This window comes from Streptomyces californicus (assembly GCF_000717645.1).
In the GTDB taxonomy this organism is placed as follows: domain Bacteria; phylum Actinomycetota; class Actinomycetes; order Streptomycetales; family Streptomycetaceae; genus Streptomyces; species Streptomyces californicus.
Map to the genome: position 1 here is coordinate 1 of NZ_JNZZ01000041.1, position 19,565 is coordinate 19,565.

19 protein-coding genes are annotated in these 19,565 nt (G+C 70.9%); 11 read left to right on the plus strand and 8 right to left on the minus strand.

Going from position 1 to position 19,565, the window contains the following annotated elements; translation table 11 throughout:
* Positions 1–46: 46 nt before the first annotated feature.
* From IF19_RS0132390 to IF19_RS0132410, 5 genes are all read right to left on the minus strand, one after another.
* Positions 47–1,597, minus strand: coding sequence for an SCO6880 family protein (locus tag IF19_RS0132390; protein ID WP_030115851.1), 1,551 nt, complete (start codon positions 1,595–1,597; stop codon positions 47–49).
* Positions 1,594–2,979 carry a hypothetical protein gene (locus IF19_RS0132395; RefSeq protein ID WP_030277910.1) on the minus strand — a complete coding sequence of 462 codons (1,386 nt, stop codon included), beginning with the start codon at positions 2,977–2,979 and terminating at the stop codon, positions 1,594–1,596. The genes IF19_RS0132390 and IF19_RS0132395 overlap by 4 nt, the downstream gene beginning before the upstream one ends.
* Positions 2,969–3,838 carry a DUF8175 domain-containg protein gene (locus IF19_RS0132400; protein ID WP_030115849.1) on the minus strand — a complete coding sequence of 290 codons (870 nt, stop codon included), beginning with the start codon at positions 3,836–3,838 and terminating at the stop codon, positions 2,969–2,971. The genes IF19_RS0132395 and IF19_RS0132400 overlap by 11 nt, the downstream gene beginning before the upstream one ends.
* A gap of 186 nt (positions 3,839–4,024) precedes the next feature.
* Positions 4,025–4,333, minus strand: coding sequence for a hypothetical protein (locus IF19_RS0132405; RefSeq protein ID WP_003968086.1), 309 nt, complete (start codon positions 4,331–4,333; stop codon positions 4,025–4,027).
* 327 nt (positions 4,334–4,660) lie between these two features.
* Complete coding sequence (locus tag IF19_RS0132410) at positions 4,661–5,200, minus strand: hypothetical protein (protein ID WP_234313298.1); 540 nt, start codon at positions 5,198–5,200, stop codon at positions 4,661–4,663.
* A 685-nt stretch (positions 5,201–5,885) separates the two neighbouring features.
* Here IF19_RS0132410 and IF19_RS1000000138545 point away from each other — a divergent pair.
* From IF19_RS1000000138545 to IF19_RS0132445, 7 genes are all read left to right on the plus strand, one after another.
* Entirely contained in the window at positions 5,886–6,194 is a 309-nt protein-coding gene (locus IF19_RS1000000138545; protein ID WP_234313299.1) for a hypothetical protein, read from the plus strand.
* 32 nt (positions 6,195–6,226) lie between these two features.
* Positions 6,227–8,020, plus strand: coding sequence for an alpha/beta hydrolase (locus IF19_RS0132420; protein WP_030115846.1), 1,794 nt, complete (start codon positions 6,227–6,229; stop codon positions 8,018–8,020).
* A 293-nt stretch (positions 8,021–8,313) separates the two neighbouring features.
* Positions 8,314–8,577, plus strand: coding sequence for a hypothetical protein (locus tag IF19_RS1000000138550; protein ID WP_234313300.1), 264 nt, complete (start codon positions 8,314–8,316; stop codon positions 8,575–8,577).
* Between the two features lie 233 nt (positions 8,578–8,810).
* Entirely contained in the window at positions 8,811–11,273 is a 2,463-nt protein-coding gene (locus tag IF19_RS0132430; RefSeq protein ID WP_030115844.1) for an alpha/beta hydrolase, read from the plus strand.
* Positions 11,270–11,926 carry a hypothetical protein gene (locus IF19_RS0132435; RefSeq protein ID WP_030115843.1) on the plus strand — a complete coding sequence of 219 codons (657 nt, stop codon included), beginning with the start codon at positions 11,270–11,272 and terminating at the stop codon, positions 11,924–11,926. The genes IF19_RS0132430 and IF19_RS0132435 overlap by 4 nt, the downstream gene beginning before the upstream one ends.
* A gap of 302 nt (positions 11,927–12,228) precedes the next feature.
* Positions 12,229–13,224 carry a C40 family peptidase gene (locus IF19_RS0132440; protein WP_030115842.1) on the plus strand — a complete coding sequence of 332 codons (996 nt, stop codon included), beginning with the start codon at positions 12,229–12,231 and terminating at the stop codon, positions 13,222–13,224.
* 327 nt (positions 13,225–13,551) lie between these two features.
* On the plus strand, positions 13,552–14,295 hold the full coding sequence (locus IF19_RS0132445; RefSeq protein ID WP_030115841.1) for a phosphatase PAP2 family protein: 744 nt from the start codon (positions 13,552–13,554) through the stop codon (positions 14,293–14,295).
* Positions 14,296–14,454: 159 nt separating this feature from the next.
* Here the strand turns inward: IF19_RS0132445 and IF19_RS0132450 are convergent, their stop codons facing one another.
* Positions 14,455–14,712: a hypothetical protein gene (locus IF19_RS0132450; RefSeq protein WP_030115840.1), complete on the minus strand. Its 258-nt coding sequence runs from the start codon at positions 14,710–14,712 to the stop codon at positions 14,455–14,457.
* Between the two features lie 167 nt (positions 14,713–14,879).
* Here IF19_RS0132450 and IF19_RS0132455 point away from each other — a divergent pair, with 167 nt between their 5' ends.
* A complete protein-coding gene (locus IF19_RS0132455) occupies positions 14,880–15,740 on the plus strand; it encodes an SCO4651 family lipoprotein (RefSeq protein WP_030115839.1) in 861 nt (286 codons plus the stop codon).
* 339 nt (positions 15,741–16,079) lie between these two features.
* Positions 16,080–16,283, plus strand: a complete 204-nt coding sequence (locus IF19_RS0132460) for a hypothetical protein (RefSeq protein ID WP_030115838.1) — start codon at positions 16,080–16,082, stop codon at positions 16,281–16,283.
* A gap of 95 nt (positions 16,284–16,378) precedes the next feature.
* Here the strand turns inward: IF19_RS0132460 and IF19_RS0132465 are convergent, their stop codons facing one another.
* Positions 16,379–16,771: a metal-sensitive transcriptional regulator gene (locus IF19_RS0132465; RefSeq protein ID WP_030115837.1), complete on the minus strand. Its 393-nt coding sequence runs from the start codon at positions 16,769–16,771 to the stop codon at positions 16,379–16,381.
* A gap of 196 nt (positions 16,772–16,967) precedes the next feature.
* Here IF19_RS0132465 and IF19_RS0132470 point away from each other — a divergent pair, with 196 nt between their 5' ends.
* Both IF19_RS0132470 and IF19_RS0132475 read left to right on the plus strand, forming a co-directional pair.
* Positions 16,968–17,588, plus strand: a complete 621-nt coding sequence (locus tag IF19_RS0132470) for a DUF47 domain-containing protein (protein ID WP_003968094.1) — start codon at positions 16,968–16,970, stop codon at positions 17,586–17,588.
* 5 nt (positions 17,589–17,593) lie between these two features.
* Positions 17,594–18,592 carry an inorganic phosphate transporter gene (locus IF19_RS0132475; protein ID WP_030115836.1) on the plus strand — a complete coding sequence of 333 codons (999 nt, stop codon included), beginning with the start codon at positions 17,594–17,596 and terminating at the stop codon, positions 18,590–18,592.
* Positions 18,593–18,756: 164 nt separating this feature from the next.
* On the opposite strand, the gene pstB is transcribed toward IF19_RS0132475, so the two are convergent.
* Positions 18,757–19,533 (minus strand): phosphate ABC transporter ATP-binding protein PstB, encoded by a 777-nt coding sequence (pstB, locus tag IF19_RS0132480; protein ID WP_030115835.1) that lies wholly within the window; start codon positions 19,531–19,533, stop codon positions 18,757–18,759.
* Positions 19,534–19,565: the final 32 nt, after the last annotated feature.

A 19,565-nucleotide genomic window follows, 5' to 3' on the forward strand; every position in this document is an offset into this window, starting at 1 on the left:
GGGTTGGGGGTGGGATCGGGGTTGGCGTCGGGTGGCGGGGCCCGTGTCAGCGGCGGATGCCGGTGGCGAAGGGGAGCGTGTTCACGAAGGCGCGGTGGTGCTCGCGGTCGCACCACTCCAGCTTGAGGTAGGACTTGCCGGCGGAGGCGCGGATCGTGCGCTTGTCGCGGGCGAGGGCCTCGGGCGACCGGGACGACACCGTGATGTACCCGACGAGGTTGACTCCTGCCGCGCCGCTGGCGAGGTCTTCGCCCCGCTGGTCGAGCCGGCCGTGGGCGGCGATGTCGCGGGGGTCGACCGTGCGGTTCATCTTGGCCTGGCGGCTGGCCTCGGCGTCGTCGTTGGTCTTCTCGGTCAGCATGCGCTCGATGGCGACCTCGGTGGGTTCGAGGTCCATGCAGACGGCGACCGTACGGATGACGTCGGGGGTGTGGACGAGGAGCGGGGCGAGGAAGTTGACGCCGACGGGGGTCATCGGCCACTCCTTCACCCAGGCCGTGGCGTGGCACCAGGGGGCGCGGGTGGTGGACTCGCGGGTCTTGGCCTGGAGGAACGTCGGCTCGACCGCGTCCAGTTCGGCGGGCCAGGCGTTGCGCTTGGTCATGGCCTGGATGTGGTCGATGGGGTGGTCGGGGTCGTACATGGAGTGCACGAGGGAGGCGAGCCGGCTCTGGCCGAGCGGCTGGCGGACCCGGATGTCGGCCTCGGCGAGGCGGGCGCAGATGTCGGTGAGCTCGCGGGCCATGACGACGGCGAGCCCGGCGTCGCGGTCGAGCTTGCGGCCGCCGTGGGGGCGGGCGGCGCGGGCCATGGCGTTGGCCTCGGCGGCGAGGTCGCGGCTGTAGTGCATGCAGGCGACGAGGTAGGCGCGGTGCTGCTCGCTGGAGGTGGAGACCATGGACTGGAGCTGGTCGTAGGAGTCCTGGAGCCAGCCGGGGGCCTTCTTGTCGCCGCGCTGGGCGACGTCCTTGGCGTGGGCGTCGGGGTCGGCGGGGAGGGTGCGGGCGAGCATCTGGAGGCGGGTGACGAAGCCGTCGCCGTTGGCCACGTGCTTGAGGAGGGTGCCGAAGCGGTCGACGAGCGCTTCCTGGTCCTCGCTGTCGCGGAGGCCGACGCCGGGGCCCTCGATCTCGATGGCGGCGGTGACGGTGCGCCGGTCGGCGTGGAGGAGGACGGCGATCTCGTCGGGGCCGAAGGGGGCGGCGAGCCAGCTGATCCGGCCGATGCCGGGGGGCGGGCCGATCTCGACCTCGCGGCCGGCGGCGCTGACGCCGGCTTCCATGGCTCCGGAGCGGTAGGCGGTACCGCGGCGCAGGGAGCGTTTGAAGCTGCGGTTGATCTCGAACCACTTGTAGAAGGTGCGGCCCTTGTACGGGACGTACACGACGGCGAGGGCGAGCATGGGGAAGCCGACGAGGCAGACGATGCGCATCGAGAGGACGGGGACGAGGAGCCCGCTCATCATGCCGAGGAACGCGCCGACGATGATCAGGGCGATCTCGCCGGTCTCGCGGTTCTTGCCGATGATCGCGTTCGGCCGAGCGCGGCCGATGAGATACGTGCGGCGGGGCGCCATCGTGTGGGACGGGGTGGTCAACGCCCTCCACCTCCTGTGTTCGAGTTGCCTGTGCTGCCGAAGCCGCCTCCGCCTCGGGAGGAGCGGCTGCTGTGGGGGGTGCTGGAGGTGGGCGCGGAGCCGCTGCGGGGCGAGGGGGCGGCGGAACCGCCGCTGCTACCGCCGGTCCCGCCTCCGCCGGAGGTACGGGAGCTGTGGGCGGCGACGCCGCCGCTGGCCGGGTTGGCGGGACGGGCGCCGCCTCCGCCGCCGCCGCTCTGCTCGGTGCGGCCGCTGTGGGTCTTGATGCCCTGGGAGACGAGGGCGGCGGGGGAGCTGATCAGGGCGGCGGCCTGGGAGCCGTCGGTGGCCTGCTTGCGGTTGGTGCGGGCGCCCTGGATCTCGTCGCCGAAGCCGGGGACGAAGCGGTAGATCATGGCGGAGGCGAAGATGGCCAGCAGGATGATGGAGAGGCCGGAGACGACGGCGGAGAAGGCGTCGGGGCCGTCGCCCGTGGAGAGCGCTCCGGCGAGGCCGAGGACGATGACGATGACCGGCTTGACCATGATCACCGCGATCATGATGCCGGCCCAGCGGCGGACGTGGCCCCACATGTTCTTGTCGACGAGACCGGCGTAGACGACGATCCCGAGGAGCGCGCCGACGTAGAGCAGGGCGGCGCGGATGACGAGTTCGAGCCAGAGGATGCCGGCGGCGAGGATCGAGACGAGCGAGACGACGATCAGCATGATGGGGCCGCCGCCGATGTCCTCACCCTTCTTGAGGGCCTCGGCGAATGAGCCGAAGAAGACGTCGGTCTGGCCGCCGGTCGCGGAGGCGATGATCTCGGTGACGCCGTCGGTGGCGGAGACGATCGTGTAGAGGATCAGCGGGGTGAAGGCCGAGGCGAGGACGGTGAGCCAGAGGAACCCGACGGCCTCGGAGATCGCGGTGGTGAGGGGCACGCCGCGGATGGCGCGCTTGGCCACGGCGAGGAGCCAGAGGACGAGGGTGAGGATGGTGGAGGCCGCGAAGATGACGGCGTACTGCTGGAGGAACTTGGGGTTGGTGAAGTCGACGTTGGCCGTGGACTCGACGGCTTCGCTGAGCTTGCCGACGATCCAGGAGGCGGCGTCGGCGCAGCCTCGGGCGAGGGAGGAGAGGGGGTCGAGGGACTCCGACGGGTCGGGGGATCCCGGCACGCTGCTGGGCGCGCTGTCGCTGTTGCCTTCCTCGCAGTACTTCTTCACCTCGCCGAACAGCAGACTGCAGTCCTCGTTCGTGCTCGGAGAAGGCGTCGGAGTTGGCGTCGGGGTGGGTGTCGGGTCCGCAGCCGCGTGTCCTGCGAAGGCGAGCGCGGCCGCTTGCAGTCCGATCAGCGAGGTTGCCACCGAACGGAAGCGGTACTTGGGGCTACCTGGCATAAGTGAAGCCTCCGTACTCCTCTACGGCCTTGCTGATCGTGTCGGACTGTGATGCCGCGACGTCGCCGGGAACAGGGGCGGGGCCGTCGCTCTCGGAGGCGGAGGTCACCTTCCAGTCGCCTTCCAGCCAGGACAGTTGGGCCGTCCACGTCTTCCAGGTGGTGCTGACGGGCTTGGTGGAGTCCTGCCCGGACATACCGATGAGGCCCGTGTACCAGACAGCCACCTCGGCGGTGTCCTTGTCGAATGCCAGAACCTTGGTGCCTACCGGAACGGTCCGTGAGATGAAGGTGCTGCCTTTCGGAGCGTTTCCTTCAGGATCGAGCCCGAGGCGCCCGAGGAACTCCGTCGAGTAGGCCAGATCCTGTGGAGCTCGGAGCTCGTCGGCTGCCTCCGGGGAGTAGACCGTGTCGAGGATGCGGTGGCGGCTCTCCTTGGTGAACATCTCCGCAGACCCCAACGCCACCGCGTAGTTCGCCGCCGCGCTCTGTGCGCCCTGCTCGTCGTGGGCGAAGCCGGAGGCGATGGTTCCGTTCTTGCCCTGGACGGGCTTGGTGCCGGTCGCCGCGGTGGGGGCGCTGCCCGTGCTCCTGCGGCCCTTGGCGCCCGGCGAGGCGTCGTCGTCGCTGCCGCCGCCTCGGTTGGCGAAGGCGATGGCGGCGATGAGGAGGACCACGACGCCGACGATCATCACCAGGGAACGGGAGTTCCGGGCAGGCCGGCGGGCCTGGGGATGGCCGGCGTCGCTGTCGGGCAGCCTGGTGCGGGTCTGGCGGGTGCCGCCGAGGGTGCTGTACGGGTCGTCCGTGCGGCCGCCCCGGTCCGTGGGGCGGTAGTCGTGCTCGTCACCGGGGCTCATGCCGCGTTCGCTCCCTCGGTCGTGTGCGGAACCGCGCAGGACGGGTCCGATGGTGCTGGTCGCCGCTCGAACGCGGTCTGGTGACTCGACATCAGGGAAACGCAACCTCAGCCGGTGGGCACGACGGGCGGACGGTGGGGGGCGGGGCCGGGCCGGGAAGGCCCGCGGGAATGAGCCGACGGTGGGTCAGACGGCCATTCCGTAGACGATGGTGAACAGGGTCCCCAGGGAGCCGATGATGAAGACCCCGGTCAGGCCGGCCACGATCAGGCCCTTGCCCTGTTCCGCGCTGAACGTGTCGCGCAGCGCCGTCGCACCGATCCGCTGCTTCGCCGCGCCCCAGATCGCGATGCCGAGGCAGAGCAGGATGGCGATGGCCATCACCACCTCGATCATGATGCGCGCCTCGTTGCCCAGCGTCCCGAACGGCCCCCAGTCCGGAGCGATTCCGCCGATGATGGTGGTGATGTCGCCCTTCTCTGCTGCCAGGATCATGTAAGTCACCGCCCCTGTTGGGTAGTTCGCTGCCCGTGCCGACCGGCACGGGTCGCCTTCTATCTTCGCTGATGAAACCGCGCTCGCACGACGCCTTCCGGGGTCTCTTTACCCGGATCTCGCACGTTTGACCGGGGCGACCACCCTGACCTGCGGCGTGACCTGACTCTTCGTACACACGCCTGGTCACTCTGTGTATCACGGGGTGTGACCAGGAGCAACGACGGTGGCCATGGGTTCTGATGCGGTTGCAGCGTTCACGGAGCACGGCGTGTTCGCATGCGCCGTTCGAGAGCCCTCGGTGCGCCGGTCGCCTCCCCGTTCGATTCAGTGGGCGGCGCGAAGCCGCCGCGGGCGCGTACGACGGTGGTAGGAGAGGGTGATGGCACCGAGCAGCGGGCCCCAGAGGACCAGGGGTTGGTAGAGGACGCCGACCACGAGGCTGCCGGAGGGGGTCATGTCCGGGTGGGGGTAGGCCCACCACCACGGCATGGCCGCCCAGATCGCCGTCAGCGCGAGGGCGCCGACGGCGGCCGGTACGACGGCGGCGAGTGGACGGACGCGACGGTGGCCCACGACCGGCAGCCACCCGGGCATCGTCTCGCCCCACGGTCGCACCAGCCCGAGGGAGAGCAGGGCGAGCAGCTCGCAGACGATGCTCAGGGCCAGCATCCACATCTTGGCGCCCGGGGTCTCGAACGGGACGAATCCGGCTTCGGTGTAGCCGGACGGGAATCCGCACACCATCGCCAGCCGCCACAGTCCGGTCGGCAGCACGATCAGCGGGATCAACCGCGCGGAGCGGACGGCCCATCGCGGCGGGGGCGATGAGGAGGTGCGGGTCGGCTGTTCCTTGGAGGAGCGCATGCGTTCCATCGTGGTCACGGCGGCATGGCGCGGCGTCAGCTTGGCGGTCCGAGCGAGCTGTTCTTCGGTACGAGGCCGGGGGCGTGGTCTCCGCCGCGTGGGGGAGACGGCCTCGACCGTGGGGTCCTCCGGCTTCGCGTTCGTACGGTTCCGCCGTGGGCGGGGCGCGTTGGGGGCGTGTTCGGCGCTGTGGGGTCGGTACGGACTCCGGGCGCCGAGGCGCCGACGCGGCTTCCGGCTTCCGGGCGGTGCGTTCCTCGGGTCGGCTCCCCTTCGTTCGGGTGAACCGTGCGGTGGGGCGGGGGCGGTGCCGCTGGGTGCGCGGGCCCGGGGCCACGGGGTTTCGGGGCGTACGGGGGCCGGGGCGCGGCGCGTTGACGTAGGGCATGTCGGGCAGCGCGGATTTGGCACAGTGCCGCTCCACGATCAAGCGAACGGGGTGAGTGGCGTGGGCGGAGTGACGGGTACCGGACAGCCGGACGGGGGCTCGGACCGGCTGTGGCCGCCGACGGGGCCGACCGGTCCGGCGGGTCTGGCGGGGGCGGCGGAGTCGGTGGAGCCTGTGCGTCCGATGGGGCCGGTGGGGGTGCCGGGACGGGACGGGGCGCCCGGAGCGGCGGGTGAAGGCGATCTTCAGCACCATCGACGCCCATGGCTGCGGGCCGCTGAGGGCGCCGACCACCTGGTGACGCTTCTCGGCCCGGTGAGGGCGGACCTGGACGCGGCGCACCGTGGGGTGGTCGCCGGCGGCGGGGCCTTGTCCGCGCTGGCCGAACTGGGTGTGGTCCGCGCCTCGTGGGAGCGCCGTATCGACCAGGCGCGCGGTGAGTGCGGAAGCCTCGCCGGGAATCTTCGCGAGGCCGTCCGGGCGCAGAGCCGGTCGAACGAGGCGGTGAAGAGCGGCTTCGACGCCGTGGGGACGCCGGCCGCGGTGTCCGCAGGTACGGCTGCCGCGGCAGCTTCCGGGACGCCGGGCGACGGCGGAGTGCGGTGAGCGGGCGGAATGGCGGGCGACGGCAGAGCGCGGTGAGCGGGTGGGACGGCGCCGGGTCCACGTTGACCTGGGCCGCCTTGCGGGAGGTGAAGTGCGCCGAGTTGGAGGAGGCGGCGGACGGCTGGGGGCGGACGAGCAACCGTGCCGACGCAGCCCGGGACCGGATCGAGAGCCGGCTCCTGCCCGGCCTGCGCGGAACGCAGAAGGGGGAGGCGGCCGAGGCGGCGACGCGGCGGCTGCGCGGTCTGGGAACGAACTTCCAGTACATCTATACGGAGTGCGGGCTGCTGCGGACCACGCTGAACAGCCTGGCTCACGAGATCAAGACCCAGCAACGGGTGTTGCAGGGGGCGCTGGACGAGGCGGCGGCCCTGCGCCTCACGGTGCACGCCGACGGATCGGTGACGTACCCGGCGGGCGGGGAGGGCCTCGTCGACGGGAAGCCGCTGCCGGGCGGTACGGCGTCCGGGGTCCCGAACCCGGGCATGGTCGCACCGTCGGGGCTCGTCGCTCCCAACCCGAACGCGGGCCGGGCCCAGGACATCGCGGACCGGGTGGCGCAGGCCGTACGGGCGGCGGCCGACGCGGACTGGCGGTACGCCCGCATCCTGCGGTCGCTGAAGGCGCAGGAGGGCCTGGGCGTCTCGACGGCGACGTGGACGGACGCGGCATCCGACGCGGAGGCGGTACGGCAGGCGGCGCGCGGCTACCTGAAGGACGCCGTCCCGCACGACGCGAGCCCGGCCGAACGCAAGGCGTGGTGGGCGGGCCTGACGGATGAACAGCGTGAGGAGTACCTCGCGGTGTACCCGGACCAGATCGGCAACCTGGACGGGATCCCGGCCCTCGTCCGGGACGCGGCGAACCGGGACAACCTCCAGCTGCTGATCGGAAAGCTGGAGGGCCGGAACGACGGTGACGCGGAGACCAAGCTCGCCGCTCTGCGGGAGATCGACCGCCAACTGCGAGCGGGAACGAAGCCGGGGGAGCCGCCGATGTACCTGCTCGGCATCGGGGACCAGGGCAACGGGCGGGCGATCGTCTCGTACGGGAACCCGGACGCGGCGCGGAATGTGGCGGCGTATGTGCCGGGGCTGAACACGTCGCTGGATATGGAGTTCGCCAGGGGGGATCTGAAGCGGGCGCGCGATACGGCGATGGCGGCGCGGGAGATCGACGGAGAGACCGCGGCGATCGCCTGGCTGGGGTACGACGCCCCTCAGCTCCTCGACGGGATAAGCAGCCTGGATGTCGCCGGCACCGAGCGAGCCGAGACCGGCGGGAGGGCGTTCCACGGCTTCATGTCCGGACTGGCCGCCTCGAACGACCACGACGAACCGCACATGACCGCTATCGGACACTCCTACGGGTCGAGAACCGTCGGAGCTGCCACGCAGTACGAAGGCGGTATCCCTGAGGTCGACGACATCGTCCTCGTTGGCAGCCCTGGGGTGGGAGTGGACCGTGCGGAGGACCTCCATGTGGGGAAGGACCACGTATTCGTCGGTGCTGCGAAAAACGATGTGGTGACCCACCTCCCCTCCTTGGGAAGCGGAATGCTGGAGGTGGCGGGAAAACCCTTCGGGCCGATGGGGGAGTTGGCGGTGGACGCTGTCCGCGGGGGTGATGACGACCTGTGGTTCGGTAGAAACCCGGCGAGCGAGGGGTTCGGTGCGCGGCGTTTCGTGGTGGATCCTGGGCCACCGTTCTCGCTCGACGCGCATTCGCAGTACTTCGATCCGGAATTGGATACAGAATCGGCCGACAGTATTGCGATGATCGTCGCGGGCGAAGGGCACAAGGTCAAGCAGGAGAGCGCGGAGTGAAGCGTTTGTTGCGCTCGTCGGTGATCTCTTTCTGTTTCGCTTCATTGCTTGTTGGGTGCGCGGGCGACAGGGGTTCAAATATGGATATGCAAGCTGCTGCGGAGCGATCCGATGAGATTCTTGATTCTGTGCTGAAGGAGATTCGGCCGGAGCTGAGGTGGACGCACGGGCCCACCAGCGTTGGCATGTGCGACGTCACGCGCAGACGCGTTGTCATGACGAATATTTCAGCCGAGAGGCGAGGGAGCCTGCTGGGTCTGGTCGACCGTTATTGGCGTAGGAGTGGGTATCGCATGACAGCCATCAATAATGATGTCGATTTCCCAGCCATCTATGCCAGAACGCAGGACGGCTTCAGCGTGAGACTCCGCATCGGAGGCAAGGGGCAGGCGTTCTTCCAGGTGGATACGCCCTGCGTTCAGGAGTCGGAGGTGCTGGATTCCACCAGTCAGGCGACCGCGCCCCTGTATGAGGGCATGGAGCTCATCCCCCGCCCCAACATCCACTCCGACTTCTGGTCCGCAGGGGCGTCAGAGGAGGCGGGTGGGCGGTCGTGAGGTCGGGTGGGTGGTTCAACTCCTGCGATGAGTAAGGGGTTTGAGCCCTTCATTGGGTCCTGGGGCCCATGCTCGGGGGCCCGCCCGTGTGGTCGCATACGAGGAGTGACTGATCCGTCGCCCGTTCCGCCCACTCACGAGGTAGGGGCCTGCTCTTGTCCGGCATACGAAGAAGCGCGGTTCCTGTCGGCGTCGACGCACATGCTGCCGTGGAGGGCTCGGGCGGGCGGTTGATGCCTCGGCCGGTGCAGGCGGTGCTGGTCCTGCTGCACGTGCTCTTCGTGGCCACCCTGGTGGGCGCGGTCCGGGCTCTTTCGGCGGCTTCCTCGGTGGACGCGGTCGACGGGTATCTCCTCGGGCTGCTTCTCTACGCCTCGTTACCCGGTGTCGCCGCCTTCGTGTTGTCGCTGAGGGTGCGTCACGGCGGCGTCCGCGTCTGGTACGGGCTTCTCGCCGTGCAGGTGTGGATCGTGCTGGGCGCGCTCGCGGAGCTGGGGGGCGGGGCCGGGCTCGACGGTGTCGCGCGTCTGGTGATGCCGGCCGCCGTCCTCGTGCTGCTGGGGCGTGCGGAGAGCCGCCAGTGGTTCCGGAGCAGCCCGGAGCAGCGGGCCGAGCAGCGGTTGTTCAGCTTCGCCCGGATGATGACGCCGCGCCGCGACGGCGGGCAGACCGCGCTGGAGTACCTGGGCCTCGTCCTGGTCGTCGTCGCCCTGGTCGGCGGGCTGATGGCCACCGGCATCGGCGGACAGCTCACCGCCGAGATCCGTGCCGCCATCTGCTCGTTGACCGGTAGCTCCTGTCCGGCGCCGGGGCATGACGTCGTGGCCGGGGGCGGGGATGCCGGGGGCGACGGGCGCGGCGGAGGCGACGCTTCCTCCGGTACGGCGGGCGGGAGTACGGACGGCCGCGGTGAGTCCAGCCTCACCGGTGGCACCGGCAGCACCGGTACCAGCGGAGCTACGGATGGTACGGCGACCACCACCGGAGCTACGGACGGTACGGCGACCACTGGCGGTGACGGCGGCAGCGGCAGCACCGACGGCGCTACCGGTGGCAGCACCGGCCGGCCGAACGGCAGCAGCGGCGGGAGCGGGACCTCCGGCACCACCGGCGCGTCCGGGACCTCCGGCACCACCGGGGCCGGCGCGTCCGGGTCCGCAGGGGCGCAGGCCGGGACCACCGGGTCGCAGCCCGGGTCCGGCTCCCCCGAAGACCGCGCCGCGCTCCCCCCGGCCGACTTCATCGTGCCGGTCGACGCGGGTAGACCCGCCGGGCCCCACGGCGGCGGGTTCCTCGACGGGCTCGTCGGGGACGGGCTGGGGGGCGACGTCCAAGGGGTCGTCGACGCCGTGCTGCGGCCGGGCGAGACCGGGCGGAGGATCGTCGACGAGTGGCGGCGCGACACCCGCGGCGCCGAGGGGAAGTGGGCGCGGGGCGACTACATCGGCGCGGCCTGGGACTGGAACAAGGCCGTCGGGGGCGCCGGCGCCGGCATGGCGATACCCGGGTCCGGGGCCCGGGTCGACGCCGAGGTGCGGGACGCCGAACGCGCGCACCTGAGCGAGCGCATCCCGCTCACCGCGACGCCCGCCGGGCGCAAGGCGTGGTGGGACGGGCTCTCGCAGGAGGAGCGCGAGCGGTACATCGAGCTCGTCCCGGAACGGATCGGCAACCTCGACGGCATACCGGCCCTGGCCCGCGACGCCGCCAACCGCCGCAACCTCCCGGCGCTGATCGACAAGCTGGAGGGGGTCGACACCGACAAGGCCCGCGACCAGCTGGCCGGGCTGCGGGAGATCCAGCGGCAGTTGGACGAGGACGGGAAGCCGCCCATGTACCTCATCGGGATCGGGGACGAGGGGAACGGCCGCGCCATCGTCTCCTTCGGTGACCCGGACGCCTCGCGGCACGTGTCGGCGTACGTACCGGGGCTGAACACCTCGCTCGACGAGGAGTTCGCGAAGAACGACATCGGGCGGGCCCGCGACACCGCGATCGGGGCGCAGGGGTACGACGAGTCGACGGCGTCCATCGTCTGGCTCGGGTACGACGCGCCGCAGTTGCCGGACAAGGACGGGGTGGCGGGCTACTTCGCCGTCATGGGCACCGGGCGCGCCGAGAAGGGCGGGGCCGCCTACCGCGACTTCATGGACGGCATCTCCGTGACGAACCGGAACGAGGACCCGCACCTCACGGCCATCGGGCACTCCTACGGTTCGCGGACGGTGGGCGCCGCGGCGGCCCGGCCCGGGGGGATCCCCGGGGTGGACGACATCATCCTCGTCGGCAGTCCCGGCGTCGGCGTCGACCACGCGGTGGACCTCGGCGTCGGCAGCGCGCACGTCTTCGTCGGGGCCGCCGCCAACGACCCGGTGACCAAGCTGCCGTCGAAGACCCAGGTCGTGGTCGGCGGGGTCGGGCTGATCCTGGGCGGGCCCGGCGGGGCCTACCTCGCCGGTGATCTGGCCGATCCGGGCGATGACGACCTGTGGTTCGGGAAGGATCCGGCGAGCGAGGCGTTCGGGGCGCGGCGCTTCCCGGTGGCGGACGGGCCGCCGCTGGTCGGCGGTGGCGGCATCAGCCTGGACTCGCACTCGAACTACTTCAGCCCGGAGCGCGACGCCGTGTCCGCCGACAGCATCGCCCTGATCGTGTCGGGCAACGCCGACCGGCTCAAGATGGAGGAACCGAAGTGAGGCGAGTGAAGCGGGCCCTGCCCCTCGTCGCGGCGGTGCTGGCCCTGGGGGTCCCGCTGTCCGGCTGCGGGAACGAGAGCGGCGCGCGCGGCGGCGACGACGTGAGCGCCGGGGCGTCGAGCGGGGTGGGGAGCGGCAGGCAGGAGGAACAGGGGCAGGAGAAGGAGAAGGAAAAGGGGAAGGATCAGGAGATGGACATGCAGGAGGCCGCCGAGCGGGCCGACGCCATGCTGGACGCCGTCCTCAAGGGCATCGACCCCGACGTGCGGTGGGCGCACGGGCCCACCACCACCCGCGCCTGCGGCGTGACCCGCCGCCGGGCCGTCATGACCGTCGTCTCGCCCGAGCGCCGCCAGACCTTCCTGGACCGGGCGGAGACGTTCTGGCGGAAGAACGACTACCGGATCAAGGCGGTCAACAAGGACGACAAGTTCCCGGCGGTCTACGCGGTCACCCGGAGCGGATTCGGTGTCAGCGTCTCCTTCCGGGGGAAGGGACAGGCGTTCCTGGAGGCCGACACCCCCTGTGTGAAGGAGTCGAAGGTCGCCGCCCCCGCCTCCGAGCCGAACGGGCCCGCGTACGAGGGCGTCTACCCGCTGCCCCGTCCCGACGTCCGCTCCGACTTCTGGTCGGGGGAGGGAGAGGGGGAATGAGGGCCGCCGAGGACGACCGAATACTGCTGAGGACGACCCGGCGCTGCTGAGGGCGACCGCGTACCGCTGAGCGGCGGCTGCGCGGTGACGGCGGACCGCTGCGAGCGCCCGGGGGCGGCTGAGGGCGCCCGGGGCGACGGACGGCGGCTGATGGTTCGTCACTCCTGGTGCCGGTGAGCCGCCGACGCCCCTCTGTGCTTCGGGTGCGCCGGTGGTGTGCCGCGGATGACTCGTACACACCGTCGAAAACGGCTCTGAAGCGCGCCCCGATGGGGGATGGTTGAGGGGTGCGGAAATTCTGGGTGTTCGGTGGCATCGGCGTCGGCATGGTCATGTGCTTCCTGGCGCTGCTCGTCGTCGGTACGTACTCCGCCGCCGCCGGGCTCGCGGGTTCGGGGGGCGGCGGCGCCGTCGCGCTGGCCAAGGGGGCGGTGCCGGCACGGTTCCAGGGGCTGGTGCAGAAGTGGGGCAATCTCTGTCCCGCCATCAACCCGGCGCTGCTGGCCGCCCAGTTGTACCAGGAGAGCGGCTGGAACCCGAGCGCCCAGAGCCCGGCCGCCGCACAGGGCATCGCGCAGTTCATCCCCGGCACCTGGGCCACGCACGGGATCGACGGCAACGGCGACGGCAAGCGGGACGTGTGGGATCCGGAGGACGCGATCCCCTCGGCCGCCTCGTACGACTGCGAGATCGCCGGGTACGTGAAGAAGGTGCCGGGCGACGCGACGAGCAACATGCTCGCCGCGTACAACGCCGGCGCGTACGCGGTGATCAAGTACGGCGGGGTGCCCCCGTACAAAGAGACACAGAACTACGTCAAGATCATCCGGTCGCTGGAGAAGAGCTTCGCCCGGCCCGTCGGCCGGGTCGCGCCCTCGCAGCAGGCGGCCGGGGCCATCTACTTCGCCCAGAAGAAGCTCGGCACGCCGTATCTGTGGGGCGGCAACGGTACGCCCGAGCAGCAGGGGCGGTTCGACTGCTCGGGGCTGACCCAGGCCGCGTACCGGACGGTGGGCATCGAGCTGCCGCGCGTGGCCAACGATCAGTACAACGCCGGACCGCACCCCTCGCGCGACGAGCTGCTCCCGGGCGATCTGGTGTTCTTCTCCGACGATCTGACGAATTCGCGCGCCATCCGGCACGTCGGTCTGTACGTCGGGGGCGGCTATATGATCAATGCGCCGTTCACCGGGGCGGTCATCCGGTTCGACAAGATCGACACCCCGGACTACTTCGGCGCGACCCGGGTCACCAAGGACGGCGCGGCCGCCCTGCCGACCGACCTGCCGAAGGGGTGATCCATGTCTCGCGCGCGACCGGAGTGGCGAAGGGCTCTGACGGGCAGTCGGCCGAGGTCGGAACTCTCCGTGAAGCCTGGGCCCTGAGCTGCGACGACGAGTCACTCTTCGATAACGTCATGGTGATCATTCGGTGGAGAGCGGAACGCACGCGACGGCCAGGCCGTTCCCTGGACGGGGTACGGCAACGGGAACGGCACGCGCACTGACCATGCGACACGGTGCAGTGCGGTAACGGATCGCACCGGACACGGGGGTTCGACCACGGCGGCGGGCAAGGACGCGCGTCGCAGCAGATGAAGCAGACAAGGCAAGGGGCCGCAGCAGATGGCTGGACTCGAACTCGACGGGTCGAACCCGGACGTCAGTCTGCTCTACGACATCAACGGTCTCGCCAAGGCCGCTCCCACCTGGTTCGACCGGGTCATGGAGTTCGTCGGCGAGTACGGGATCATGTTCGGCCTGGTCCTGGTCGGCCTGTGGTGCTGGTGGAGCATGCGCAAGCGGGGCACGGCGGAGGACTCGGTGACGGCCGCCGCCGCCATCGTCTGGGCGCCGCTCGCCGCCGCCATCGCCATCATCGTCAACATCCCCATCCGCGGGTTCGTCGAACGGCCGCGCCCCTTCAACGACCACGAGGGCCTTGAGGTCCTGATCCACGGCAAGACGGACTTCTCGTTCGTCAGCGACCACTCCACTCTGGCGATGGGCATCGCGGTCGGCATCTTCGTGGCGAACCGGAAGTTCGGCTTCGTCGCCATCGGCCTCGCGCTCTTCGCCGGTTTCAGCCGGGTCTACATGGGCGTCCACTACCCGACCGACGTGATCGGCGGCTTCGCCCTCGGCACGGCCGTCACCCTGCTGCTGGCCCCGCTCGCCATGGCGCTGCTCACCCCGCTGATGGCGGCGGTCGCCCGTTCGCCGCGCGTCGGCTGGTTCGTCCGAGCCAAGGACGCCGATACCGACACCGACATCGCGTACGCGGATGAGCACGGCGGTACGCGGGGCATCCCCGAGCCGCGGCCCGGCTCCCGGCGCGGCGACCCCGGCGAGAAGGACCTGGCCGCCTGACCCGACCGGCCGCCAGGCCTCCCCGGGCGGCCCTGCCCCGCCCTCGCTTCCTCCCGATCCCCCAGACGCGTCCAGCGCCTGGGGGATCGTGCTGTCCGGGCCGGGCTCCGGTGAACGGGCCGGACAGGGCAGGCAGGGCAGGCGGGCGAGTGGTGTCGGTCAGGGGGCGGTGAGGTGTTCGGCGGCGTCCGTACGGGCCCGGTCCCGGGATCTGCGCGCCGGTCCCGCCCAGCCGCAGTTGCAGCGGGCCAGGCAGAACGAGCCGCGCTCGATCGTCGTGGTGGTGTGCCCGGCCGAGGGGCCGGACGGGGAGGCCGGCGCGGGGCCCGGGGCGATGCCGGCCGGAGCCGGTACGGCCTGGACGGGGGTGCGCGGGGCGGCGGTGGTGCGGCCCGGGGTGGGGGGATCCTCATGCACCCGACCACGGTACTGGCCGCGGCCGCCCCGCGGGGGGTACGGGCCGGACGCCGCCTGCTCCGGGCGGTGCACGCGGGCCGGGGCGGCGTGACGGGGGGCGGCGGCGGTCGTTAGGCGGAGCGGGCGCGGGGCTCGGCCGGGCGGTAGTCGTTGGGGGTAGGCAGGCGATGGCGGTGCAGCGGTACAGGGACGGAGGCGGGGCCCGCGCTGTGCGCGCCCTCGCCGTGACCGGAGTGATCGCGGTCACCGCCGGATGCTTCGGCGGGGACGGGGCGAGCGGTGCGGACGACGGTTCCGGACAGCGCTCCGTGGCCGCCGGGCGCCCCCTCGATCTGCTCGACCGGGCGGCCGGTGTGCTGGTCGCGGAGGGCGGGGCGGAGACCCGTACGTCCATGGAGACGGCCGCCGGGGGGACGCGGGTGACGATCCGGGGGCAGGGGGTGTACGACTTCCGCGCGCAGGTGGGGCGGATCAAGGTGGCGTTGCCCGAGGGCGCCGGCGGGGTGGACGGGCACCGGCCGATCACCGAGCTGCTGACCCCGGGGGCGCTGTACATGAAGAACCGGGGCGCCGGGGTGCCCGACGGCAAGTGGGTCCGGATCGACACGACCGCGCTGAAGGACGGCAACCTCGTCACCGGCGGGGTGACCGACCCGATGGCGGCGGCCGAACTGCTGCGCGGGGCGTCCGATGTGACGTACGCGGGGACGACCGAGCTGGCGGGGGTGACGGTGCACCACTACCGGGGCGTCGCCGATCTGGGACGGGCGGCCCGCGCCGCGTCGCCGCGGTCGCGCGGGGCGCTCGGCGCGGCGGCGAAAGGGTTCAGCAAGGACGCCGTCCCGTTCGACGCGTACCTCGACGAGGACGGTCGGCTGCGGAAGGTCCGCCACCGCTTCACCTTCTCCTCCGAGGGCCCGGAGGTGTCGGTGGTCTCGACGCTGCTGCTGTACGGGTTCGGGGTTCCGGTCAGGGTGGAGCTGCCGGACGAGGACGCGATCTACACCGGCCGGATCCGCCAGGGCTGACAAAGGCTGAGGTCAGGAGCCAGGAGCCAGGAGCCAGGAGCCAGGAGCTGGCCGGGGGCCGGGCGGAGCCGGGGGCACGGAGGGCGGCGGCGCGGACCGGGAGGACGGAGCACGGAGCACGGCGGCGCGGACCGGGAGCGGGGCTGAGGCCCGGAGCGGGGCGGAGATGACGCGGGTGGCGGGTGGGTGGGACGGGCCGGGCGGTGGGGCCGGTTGGGAGGGGGCGCAAATGGTCCGGACGTGTCATGCGGGGCGCGTACCCCGTTCCCTAGGCTGGGAAGTCGGTGTGCCAGGGGCCGGTGAGCGGTCGCGGGACGGCGGAGAGAACGGCAGGGAGAGGTGACGCAGGTGGTGACGCTCAGGATTCCGAACGCTCAGGACCGTGTGGCCCTCGCCGAGATCGAGCTGTGCGGCGAGCTGATGATCGCCGCGTCGGCGGCCGGCGAGGAGCGCCTCAGTCCGGACCGTATCGACGAAGTGCTCGACGTCGGAGGCGTGGAGTGCTGGACGACGGTTCCCCGGCAGGGGCCCCACCGGAGCTGACGCGCAGGACGCCCACGCCACCCCCGTACCGCGGATGTCCGCCCGGTGGCACCGGGCGCCAGGGGGCCCGGGCGCCCGGGTCGGGACGGCGGAGGTCAGGTGCGGAGCAGGCGGGCGATGGCCTTCGTGGCCTCCTCGACCTTCGCGTCGATCTCGTCGCCGCCCTTGACGGCCGCGTCGGCGACACAGTGCCGCAGGTGCTCCTCCAGCAGTTGCAGGGCGAAGGACTGGAGCGCCTTCGTGGAGGCCGACACCTGGGTGAGTATGTCGATGCAGTAGACGTCCTCGTCGACCATGCGCTGCAGGCCGCGGATCTGGCCCTCGATCCGGCGCAGGCGTTTGAGGTGCTCGCCCTTCTGGTGGTGGTAGCCGTGGATGCCGCGGTCGTGGTCGGTGACGATGTCCACATCCGGGGCCGCCCCCGCTTCCGGGGCCGCCGTGCCCGCCGCTTCCGCCCCCGTGATCCCGGTGGTCCCGGTCGTGGTCATCTGCGTCCTCCCGTTGTCCTCATACGTCCTCTTATACCCCTGCCGGGTATATCGTAACGAATCCCGCGCAATCGTGACGGGGGTCCGTGCCGATCGCGGTGTTCGATGGGCGACACTGAGGAACGCCGGTTAGCCGTGGCCGGATGATGCGCCTAGCATCAGCCTGACCGAATCCAAAGCACCCCGAGGACCCCACGTGCGCTTTCGTCTGACCCCCAGGGAGACGAGCTTCTACGACATGTTCTCCGCATCAGCGGACAACATTGTCACGGGCTCGAAGCTCCTGATGGAACTGCTCGGGGCGGATTCTGCCTCCCGAGTCGAGATCGCGGAGCGTATGCGGGCAGCGGAGCACGCGGGGGACGACGCCACCCACGCGATCTTCCACCAGCTGAACTCCTCCTTCATCACGCCGTTCGACCGCGAGGACATCTACAACCTGGCGTCCTCGCTCGACGACATCATGGACTTCATGGAGGAGGCCGTCGACCTGGTCGTCCTCTACCAGGTCCAGGAGCTCCCCAAGGGCGTCGAGCAGCAGATCGAGGTGCTGGCGCGGGCGGCGGAGCTGACCGCCGAGGCCATGCCGGGGCTGCGGACCATGGACAACCTCACGGAGTACTGGATCGAGGTCAACCGCCTGGAGAACCAGGCCGACCAGATCCACCGCAAGCTGCTGGCCCACCTCTTCAACGGCAAGTACGACGCCATGGAGGTGCTGAAGCTCAAGCAGATCGTGGATGTGCTGGAAGAGGCGGCTGACGCGTTCGAGCACGTCGCCAACACCGTGGAGACCATCGCGGTCAAGGAGTCCTGAACCTCGTGGACACCTTTGCGCTGATCGTGACCATCGGTGTCGCGCTCGGCTTCACGTATACGAACGGCTTCCACGACTCGGCGAACGCCATCGCCACCTCGGTCTCCACCCGGGCGCTGACCCCGCGGGCGGCCCTGGCGATGGCGGCGGTGATGAACCTCGCCGGCGCCTTCCTGGGCCAGGGGGTCGCCAAGACCGTCAGCGAGGGGCTCATCGCCACGCCCGTGGGGCAGAAGGGGATGGGCATCCTGTTCGCGGCGCTGGTCGGCGCGATCATCTGGAACCTCATCACCTGGTACTACGGCCTCCCCTCCTCGTCCTCGCACGCCCTGTTCGGCGGCATGGTCGGGGCGGCGCTGGCCGGCGGGACGGACGTCATCTGGTCCGGCGTGGTCGAGAAGATCGTCATCCCGATGTTCCTCTCCCCGGTCATCGGGCTGGTCGTCGGCTATCTGGTGATGGTCGGCATCATGTGGATGTTCCGGAAGGCCAACCCGCACAAGGCCAAGCGCGGCTTCCGGATCGCGCAGACGGTCTCGGCGGCGGGCATGGCACTCGGCCACGGCCTCCAGGACGCGCAGAAGACGATGGGCATCGTCGTGATGGCCCTGGTCATCGCCGACGTCGAGGGCCCCAACGACGAGATCCCGGTCTGGGTCAAGATCGCCTGTGCCGTGATGCTCTCGCTGGGTACGTACGCGGGCGGCTGGCGCATCATGCGCACCCTCGGCCGCAAGATCATCGAGCTGGACCCGCCGCAGGGCTTCGCGGCCGAGACGACCGGCGCGTCGATCATGTTCGGCTCGGCGTTCCTGTTCCACGCCCCGATCTCCACCACGCACGTCATCACCTCCGCGATCATGGGCGTCGGCGCCACCAAGCGCGTGAACGCCGTGCGCTGGGGCGTCGCCAAGAACATCATCCTGGGCTGGTTCATCACCATGCCCGCCGCGGCCCTGGTCGCCGCGCTGAGCTACGGGGCGGTTCTGCTGCTCTTCGGCTGAGCGGCGGAGGCCCCGTCGTTGACACGTGTGGGTCCGCCCCCGTACTCGTACGAGTACGGGGGCGGACCCTTTTTCGCCTTGTGGTGGCACCGCCATGCAGCACCGCAAGGCCGTATCGGGGGCGTGGAGCCGGGCGGCCCGGCCGGGTCGGCCGGGCCGGCGGCTCAGCCGAAGCGGCCGGAGATGTAGTCCTCCGTGGCCTGGACCGAGGGGTTGGAGAAGATCCGCTCGGTCTCGTCTATCTCGATGAGCCGGCCGGGCTTGCCGACGGCCGCGAGGTTGAAGAACGCGGTGCGGTCCGAGACGCGGGCCGCCTGCTGCATGTTGTGCGTCACGATGACGATCGTGAAGCGCTCCTTCAGCTCGCCGATCAGGTCCTCGATGGCGAGGGTCGAGATCGGGTCCAGCGCGGAGCACGGCTCGTCCATCAGCAGGACGTCCGGCTCGACCGCGATGGCGCGGGCGATGCACAGGCGCTGCTGCTGGCCGCCGGAGAGTCCGGAGCCGGGCTTGTTCAGCCGGTCCTTGACCTCGTTCCAGAGGTTCGCGCCGCGCAGGGACTTCTCGACGATGTCGTTCAGCTCGCTCTTGCGGTAGCTGCCGTTGAGCCGCAGGCCCGCCGCCACGTTGTCGAAGATCGACATGGTGGGGAAGGGGTTGGGGCGCTGGAAGACCATGCCGACCGTGCGGCGCACGGTGACGGGGTCGACGTTGGAGGCGTAGAGGTTCTCGTCGTCCAGCAGCACCTTGCCCTCGACGCGGCCGCCGGGGGTTACCTCGTGCATCCGGTTCAGGGTGCGCAGGAAGGTGGACTTGCCGCAGCCGGACGGGCCGATAAAGGCCGTCACGGAGCGGGGCTCCACGGTCATCGAGATGTCCTCGATGGCCTTGTGGCTGCCGTAGTAGGCGGTGAGGCCGCTGATGTCGATGCGCTTGGCCATGGGAATCACTGCTTCTTTCGGGAGGTCGCTGA